At 47.5% G+C, this 5,725-nt stretch carries 5 protein-coding genes and 1 pseudogene; 1 reads left to right on the plus strand and 5 read right to left on the minus strand.

Features of this window, described 5'->3' with window-relative positions; translation table 11 throughout:
• Together Q0668_RS02720 and Q0668_RS02725 are read right to left on the minus strand one after the other, a co-directional pair.
• On the minus strand, positions 1-1,202 hold a 1,202-nt coding region (locus tag Q0668_RS02720; RefSeq protein WP_298859678.1), incomplete at its 3' end, for a HEAT repeat domain-containing protein.
• Positions 1,203-1,279: 77 nt separating this feature from the next.
• Positions 1,280-2,386, minus strand: coding sequence for a twin-arginine translocation signal domain-containing protein (locus Q0668_RS02725; protein WP_298859680.1), 1,107 nt, complete (start codon positions 2,384-2,386; stop codon positions 1,280-1,282).
• Between the two features lie 239 nt (positions 2,387-2,625).
• Here Q0668_RS02725 and Q0668_RS02730 point away from each other — a divergent pair, with 239 nt between their 5' ends.
• Complete coding sequence (locus Q0668_RS02730; RefSeq protein WP_298859682.1) at positions 2,626-4,230, plus strand: arylsulfatase; 1,605 nt, start codon at positions 2,626-2,628, stop codon at positions 4,228-4,230.
• On the opposite strand, the gene Q0668_RS02735 is transcribed toward Q0668_RS02730, so the two are convergent.
• From Q0668_RS02735 to Q0668_RS02745, 3 genes and pseudogenes are all read right to left on the minus strand, one after another.
• Positions 4,227-5,036 (minus strand): polysaccharide deacetylase family protein, encoded by an 810-nt coding sequence (locus Q0668_RS02735; RefSeq protein WP_298859684.1) that lies wholly within the window; start codon positions 5,034-5,036, stop codon positions 4,227-4,229. The two genes, Q0668_RS02730 and Q0668_RS02735, sit on opposite strands and share 4 nt — an antisense overlap.
• A 25-nt stretch (positions 5,037-5,061) precedes the next feature.
• Positions 5,062-5,421, minus strand: coding sequence for a hypothetical protein (locus Q0668_RS02740; protein ID WP_298859685.1), 360 nt, complete (start codon positions 5,419-5,421; stop codon positions 5,062-5,064).
• 105 nt (positions 5,422-5,526) lie between these two features.
• Positions 5,527-5,725: pseudogene (locus Q0668_RS02745) on the minus strand (hypothetical protein); the annotation flags it as partial.

Consider the following 5,725-nt stretch of genomic DNA (forward strand, 5'->3'; position numbering starts at 1 on the left):
GTATTTTTTTTGAGATAGAATAATCCGATGGGACGATTTTCATGCATGGGTCCTGCCAGATACCGGAGTGTTGCTGACATGACGTTTTTCTGCCCGATGTTTTCCTGCAAGACGCGTGGCTCACTCCAGGTTCGGCCTCCATCGGTTGATGTTTTGCCGATAATGCGTGCCTTGGCAAAATCAGATCCGCTGCCGATAAATTGCGTTGTGGCGTACAACAGACTTCCATCTTTCAAGGGTAAGATCGAACCTTCGCTGTAGCGGGGATACTCTTTCGATGAGGGGTAAAGATGATTGACAATCACTTCTCCTTGCGGATACTGATCTGTTTTGGCCAGGACAATTAATGCTTGGGCTGCCCTGATGCGCGCGTCTCGGTTTTCATCGTTTAATTGTTTTTTAAGTTGCTCTTTCAGCTGGCTCAAACCTGCTTCACCGGCAAAAATCGCGGAATAGGTTTTGACTGCGGGATTCTCACTGGATAGATTCCGCTCAACCGCTTTTATTCCTTCCTGATCGCCGTGCATGGCCAGGGCCGTTTCAAAGTAGGCACGGACGAAAGGATCGTCGGTTCGTTTGAGATTTGCTTTGAGTGCGGGGATATCCTGCTTGTCTCCGACGCGGGCAATAATCCAGGCAGCGATGCTTGCGATGCTGACGTCCGGGTCTTTCAGGTATTTGCGCACAATTCGTAATGCATCCTGATTTCCCCAACGGGTGAGCAGGGCGGCGGCCATCATGGCCTTCCTGGGGTTGTCTGAATTCAAAGCCTTACGAATGAGGATTCCATCGCCTAACTCATTTACTTTGTATAACGATTCGCAGGCATGGACGTGACCATGAGGATCTTTGCCGGCCAGAATCTGAAACATAATCGCTGCTTTGGAACGATCGCCGGCGCGAACCAGTTCTCTGGCAAGACCACAACGGTGTTGATCATCTTTATCGGTTTTCAATTTTGGTTCGACAACCTTGCGAACTTCTGCTCCTTCACCGGCTAAGGTGAGTGCTTCCGCGGCATGCATGGAAGGCCAGAACTCATCGCTGCGAATTGCTTCTCGTAAGACTTCCAGGCAGCGCGCTCTTGTCTCCGGACTCAATTTGATTTTCGGGGGCAGAGGAGTCTCACTGGCCAGCAATGCCGATTGGCAGATAAGAGTCAATGTGAAAAGAACTGCTGTGAATTTGGAGAGTGATTTCATTGTGTTGCTTCTATTGAAAAGTGAAATTCTGTTTGCGTCGTCTTCAATATGATAAGTATTTTTTCTGTAACTGGTTCTCAGCTGAGTCGTTTTAATTTGGTGATACGTCCTGTGGCTACCCATTCGGCGACAAAGATGTTTCCTTCCTGATCGAAACAGGCATCGTGCGGATGTACAAATCGGCCGGCTTGCCATTTTTTTGGCATTTCCCGCATGCGTGGTTTTTTGGCTGCTTTCATGGCTTTATCCCATTCAGGATCCTGTCCCAGATGTGAGATGACATTGTCTTTTGCATCGAGCAGGGTGATTCGGGAAGCGAGATCGGGGACCAGTAATACTTCTTTATGCGCATCTACGTTAGCCGGTAGAATGAAGTCGTTCATGGTTTTGAGATGTTTTCCGTCCAGGGTAAACCATTGCACGCGGCCATTGGCCCGGTCTGCGACCACGACGGATGGTGCGCGTCCTTCACGATCATCGATCCACAGGCCATGTGGCAGCCTGAACTGTCCGTCTTCTTTTCCTTTTCCACCAAAGGCGGAGAGCCATTTTCCGTTTTTGTCATAACGATGAACGTGATAGGCTCCGTAACCATCGGCCAGATATAATCCGCCATCAGGGTGAAATGCAAAATTAGTTGGCATGAACCGATCTTGTCCCCAGACCTTTTTCGGATTTGTGGCTTCCCCTGCAGCGTACAGTTTGGATTCCATCGGCGCATATTTCTGCCAGACCGTTTCGCCTTTCAGATCCAACTTGGCAAAGGTTTTTAGATGTTGATAGCCGGTTACGTAGATGAATTGTTCGTTGCCTTCCTGGCGTACTTCAAGACCGTGGCCGCCCCCCTGAAACTGTTTGCCGAACGACCGGACATAGTTTCCTTTGGGGTCGAACACAAAGATCGAAGGATGGTCTGTCTGATCGGCACGGCCTTCGTGGATTACATACAGAAATCCGTCTTTATCAACGGCCACATTATGTGTGATCTGCCAGGTGAATTTTGAGGGTAATTTGGCCCAGTTGTGTGTGACCTCGTATTGATAATCACCTGAACCCAGTACGATTCGTGAATCGGTTTTTGTTCCGGCATGAATTGCAGGAGCGCCCAGAAATGCGGCTGTTGTTCCCGCGGCTGTGGTTTTTAAAAAGTCGCGGCGTGTTTGTGACTGTTTCGACTGACTCATCGTTGATCTCCCGGAGGGCACTAAAAAGAATGAACGAATCTTCTAACTGGCTGAGAACAGGGTTTATTCAACTGTAACCTCTGGTGTCAGTCAGATCAATTCGCAACCTGGATCTTCCTGAAAAACCGGGAATCTGATGCTGCGGAATCTTCGCCTGTTGAGTCCTGTCGGATGAGCATCTACAATAATATAACCATTTTGACCCGGCTCTCGCTCCCTTCGAAGCAGTAAGCAGCACCATGACAAACTCTCGCGTTCAAAAATACAATACAATCTTTTTTACGCTCTGTATTCTGTTTATGTTTGGTTCTGTTCTGCAGGCAGCCACGAAACCGAATATCATTCTGATCATGTGTGACGACATGGGCTATTCTGATATTGGGTGTTACGGAGGCGAAGTGGAAACACCGAATCTAAACCGACTCGCCCGAGAAGGGATGCGGTTCACCCAATTTTATAATAACGCGAAATGCACGACGACGCGCGCTTCGATTCTGACGGGCTTGTATCCCCGCTTCGGGAAAGGGGGGCACATGCGTCAAAATATGGTCACGCTGGGTGAAGCGATGAAAGTCGCCGGTTATCAGACAGGACTCAGTGGGAAATGGCATCTGATGCGTACGAAAGGGTATGCCAAGAGTAAGTATCCCGGCGGCTGGATTGATCGTTACGACAAAACGACACATCCGTTCTTTCGCGGCTTTGATTCCTATTATGGCGTGCTGGATGGTTGTTGTAACTTTTTCAACCCGACGATTTCAGATCCTCCCTACAAACGGGCGGGCATTCGCAGTTTCGGGCATGATGACAAAGCGGTCACAAAATTCAAAGACGATTATTACACCACAGATGCGTTTACTGATCATACATTGGATATGATTCAGCGTTATAGCAAAAATGACAAACCGTTCATCATTCATCTTTGTTATACGGCTCCCCATTATCCGCTGCATGCGAAACCAAAAGACATTGCCAAATATATTGGCAAGTTCAAAATGGGTTGGGATCAGATGCGGAAAGATCGCTGGAAACGATTGCAGGAGATGGGACTGGCGGGCAAGAACTGGTCACTCTCCGAAGGCGATAGCCGTTCATATGAGTGGGAAACCGCGAACCAGGAGTTCGAAGACAAGCGGATGGCCGTTTACGCGGCGATGATCGATAGTATGGATCAGAACATTGGTCGTATTATGAGTACTTTAAAAGAGACGAATCAGCTCGATAATACGCTGGTGCTGTTTCTCTCTGACAATGGGGGTTGTAGTGAAGAGCCTGGCGGTCGTGATCCGAATGTTCGAGATGCCGGACCGAAAGACGATTATGTTGCCGTCGGTCCCTCCTGGGGCTGGGCTCAGAATTCGCCTTTTCGCCGTTACAAATCATGGGTGCATGAAGGGGGTATCTCGACGCCGTTGATCGCCTGGTGGCCGGGCAAAGTTCCCGCTGATACGATCAATCGCAGTCCCGCGCATATTATTGATCTTCTGCCGACTTTTCTGGAAATGGCGAACACTGAGTATCCCAAAACGTATCAGGGACATGAGATTCTTCCCGTGGAAGGCACGAGCATGTTGGCTCTGTTAAAGGGCGAAGAAAAAACGCTGCACGATTCACTAGCCTGGTATTGGTCAGGCAATCGTGCGATCCGGCAAGGCCCGTGGAAACTGGTATGGGATTCACAGGTGAAAGAGTGGGAGCTGTTTGATATTAGTGCCGACCGTTGTGAAACGAACAATCTTGCCATGAAACAGACCGCTCGGGTTAAGCAGATGTCTCAAGACTGGTTCGCCTGGGCGGATAAAGTGGAGTTGGGATCGAAGCTCAAAAAGAAAAAAAAGAATTAAGGCAGATCATCATAGGTTAATGTTGGTAAGTTGATATGTTGGGCGTGCGCTAGAATCTCTGCAAGTGCCTGTGGTCTTAAATGGTGGCCGGGTCCATTTTCGCTGATGTTGTGGGCGTAAAATATAACGATCTCACCCCGTTTTTTGGCATGGTCCATTGCGTCTTTGATTTGCACCAGATAATCGGGGCGTTTTTCGGTGCCTGCGTAATCAATGCCGGTGCCAATTAGAGTTCCTGTTTTAGAGATTTCATTGACGGGTACAAAGATGGTTTTTAGATCACGCATGCGTTGTTCAGGCTTCATTCCTGTGCCGCCGCGGATGTGGCGGAATGTTTTTAAAAGTTCCCGGTCAATCTCGGTGTTACGGGAACTGCTGGGGTAGGCAAATGATGTGGGTTTGAGGCCCGCGACGGTCATTAGTTTTACAGCCGGATTGATTTCGGCTTTCAGATAATTATCCAAACCCATCTTGTTTACATAGTCGACGGCTTTGCGATGTTTCGCACCATGGCAGCCAATGGCATGCCCGGCTGCTTTCAATTTTCGCAGTCCCTTAATCTGAGTTGGTTTGAGTGTGTGGAAGTGATCGACAAAAAACGTGACTTTGGCATCATACTTTTTGAATAAGGGAATTTGTTTGACCCATTGGTCGATGAAGCGATCGTCAAACGTCAGGACGACGCCTGATTGCCAATTCACGGTTTTATGAGCTGCGGGGGCAGCGTTCTTTTTTGGTTTTTCTGCTGCGGAAGCGAAAGGTGCTGCCACTAAGACTGTTAACGAGATTAGAAATGGAAATTTCATAGGGGCTACTTATATGCTAATGAGATTAATCTTCGAACAGTTGCGGAGCCACTTTGATCTCTCCTAAATCATTTTTTCCAGGCTCGATCTTCATTTTAATCCGCCCCTTTTTCCATTCCTCTTTTGCGACAAGATATCCTGGTTTTTCGTGCCATAATTGAAACTCCCAATCACCGACGGGTAGATTCTTAATCGTGAAAGCCCCTTTGTCGTCTGTTATTGCAAAGTAGGGATGATTCTTTATTAACAGATACGCTTTCTCCCAAGGATGAACAGCACAGTCAATTTTTAGTGGAAGCCGTTCATTGAGGTGGTAATCTAAAGTATGCTGGTTATCTGAACCACTTGTGTTTGTGATAAAACTCTCGACTTGATTATTGATCACGTGAATATGAAAATTGTGAGCAACAGGATCTTTATTCGTGACAAGCAGTTTCTGATGCTTGCACCAGAGTCCACTAGCATGCGGTTCTATAATACATGCCTTATGTTAAATGAATATTATATCTGGCAATTTTTGGTAACTTGCGTGAATTTGTGCATTCTTCATTTTAGGAGCACGCAAATAGACAAAGATATTTTTGATCCCCCCATGTTTTCCAATGACGAGAGACTCGTCGACCTTTTTATGAGCGGGTTTGCCACAAATTACATGGTCCTTGGTAATTTCCAGTTTTTTGGGTTTAACA

The organism is uncultured Gimesia sp. (assembly GCF_937910335.1).
Classification (GTDB): domain Bacteria; phylum Planctomycetota; class Planctomycetia; order Planctomycetales; family Planctomycetaceae; genus Gimesia.

What these genes read in the sequence shown, in the direction of transcription:
- Q0668_RS02725 (WP_298859680.1), bottom strand. Translation starts at nt 2,386, where the DNA reads ATGAGTCAGTCGAAACAGTCACAAACACGCCGCGACTTTTTAAAAACC.
- Q0668_RS02730 (WP_298859682.1), top strand. Translation starts at nt 2,626, where the DNA reads ATGACAAACTCTCGCGTTCAAAAATACAATACAATCTTTTTTACGCTC.
- Q0668_RS02735 (WP_298859684.1), bottom strand. Translation starts at nt 5,036, where the DNA reads ATGAAATTTCCATTTCTAATCTCGTTAACAGTCTTAGTGGCAGCACCT.